Here is a 1,676-nt window from a genome sequence, read left to right as displayed (position 1 = left end):
TGTTCGATAGGCGCAGTCCCTTGCGGCGCGTCGGTGGCCAGATAACGCGTCAGCCACCCCGAAATGATCCGACCGGCGAAGGCCGCATCCTCGGAATTCGTGAGTAGGTGGTCGGCCTTGTCCAGCGAAACAAAGCTCTTTGGATGTTTGGCCGCGAGGAAGATTTCAGTTGCGTTTTCGATACCGACCGTCTGATCCAGCGGTGCGTGAAGGATGAGGAGCGGCTTTTTCAAACGCGCAACAGCATCCTTGATGCGCTGTGCACGCGCGTCCTCGACAAATTGCTTTCTAATAAGGAACTTGCGTCCGGCAAGATCGACTTCGGCCGCACCGCTCCTCTCGATCTCCTCGAGGCTCGTTCCGAAATTCTTCAGCACGTGGCCCACGTCTGCCGGCGCCCCGATTGTTGCCACGGCGCGCACTTCAGGAATGTCCTTGGCGACGGCCAGGACCGCTGCGCCGCCGAGCGAGTGGCCGATCAGCAACGACGGTGCCTGATAGCGGTGGCGCAAATAGTCGGCGGCTGACAGAAGGTCGGCAACATTGGAGGAGAAATTCGTCGAGGCGAATTCACCTTCGCTCGATCCCAGCCCCGTGAAATCAAAACGCAGGACAGCGATGCCTTCGCGCCCAAGCTCCGCTGCAATCCGGCGCGCTGCCGCCAGGTCCTTGGAACAGGTGAAGCAATGGGCAAACAATGCGTAGGCCCGCAAAGGTCCGTTGGGGAGGTCGAGGCGGGCGGCGAGGGTTGCGCCGGAATGGCCGGCAAATTGGAGCCGTTGCGTATCGAAAGCCATGGGGCCACTCCTTCACTTCAAGGAAATGACAGTCAGGCGACCGATTTTATCGGTGTTATTGGACGGCTCTGTGGCCGCTCATATAGGCGCAGGTCCACGAATACGCCCGGCATGATTCCATTTCTCGTCGATGCTCAGTCTGCATTCTGGTACAGATCCGCTTGGGAGACGACACAAGCAGGATACTTCCCTCTGGTCCCATGCTGCACGTGTCAAGTGCGACCGGTGTCGGATTGAGGCATCGGTCCTCTGCAGAGGGACGACGATGATCCTGTTCATTATTGCCTATCTTGCCGGCGTGCTGACGATTGTCAGCCCCTGCATCCTTCCGGTCTCGCCTTTCGTGTTTTCTCGAGCTGGTCAGCCATTCGCGAGAAGCATTCTTCCGATGCTCCTAGGCAAAGTGGTGACATTCGCGGGTGTGGCAACGCTTGCCGCTATTGGTGGGGATTGGGCGGTGCAGGCGAACGAAGCCGGCCGATATGCAGCAATTGTTGTGCTCGCGGTTTTCGGCGTAATGCTGCTTTCGCCGCGGATCGCGGCGGTGGTCACTCGTCCGGCAGTCGCGCTTGGCAACCGCCTCTCCCAAAGGGCGGTCGCGAAGGCGAGCGTCGGAGCATCCCTGCTTCTCGGCGTCGCAACCGGACTTCTTTGGGCGCCCTGCGCCGGCCCGATTCTGGGGCTGGTCCTGACCGGCGCCGCGCTCCATGGGGCGAACCTTGGGACGACACTTCTGCTGGCGGCCTACGCTGCGGGCGCGGCTACTTCGCTGGCGCTGGCTGTACTCGTCGGCGGCAAGGTATTCGCCTCGATGAAGCGGTCGCTCGGTCTCGGCGAGCGTCTTCGCCAAGGCCTCGGTATCGCTGTGCTGGCGGGCGT

2 protein-coding genes are annotated in these 1,676 nt (G+C 61.2%); one reads left to right on the top strand and one right to left on the bottom strand.

What is annotated here, in order from left to right; genetic code table 11:
• Positions 1-797: alpha/beta hydrolase family protein (locus AU381_RS00075; protein ID WP_156528513.1), on the bottom strand; the 797-nt coding region annotated here is incomplete at its 3' end.
• A 265-nt stretch (positions 798-1,062) separates the two neighbouring features.
• On the opposite strand from AU381_RS00075, the gene AU381_RS00070 reads away from it, so the two are divergent.
• Positions 1,063-1,676, top strand: a 614-nt coding sequence (locus tag AU381_RS00070) for a cytochrome c biogenesis CcdA family protein (protein WP_280137768.1), incomplete at its 3' end; no start/stop codon positions are given.

The organism is Sinorhizobium glycinis (assembly GCF_001651865.1).
Lineage (GTDB): Bacteria > Pseudomonadota > Alphaproteobacteria > Rhizobiales > Rhizobiaceae > Sinorhizobium > Sinorhizobium glycinis.
The sequence above is the reverse complement of the archived record's forward strand: the minus strand, read 5'-3'. Positions and strand labels throughout refer to the sequence as shown.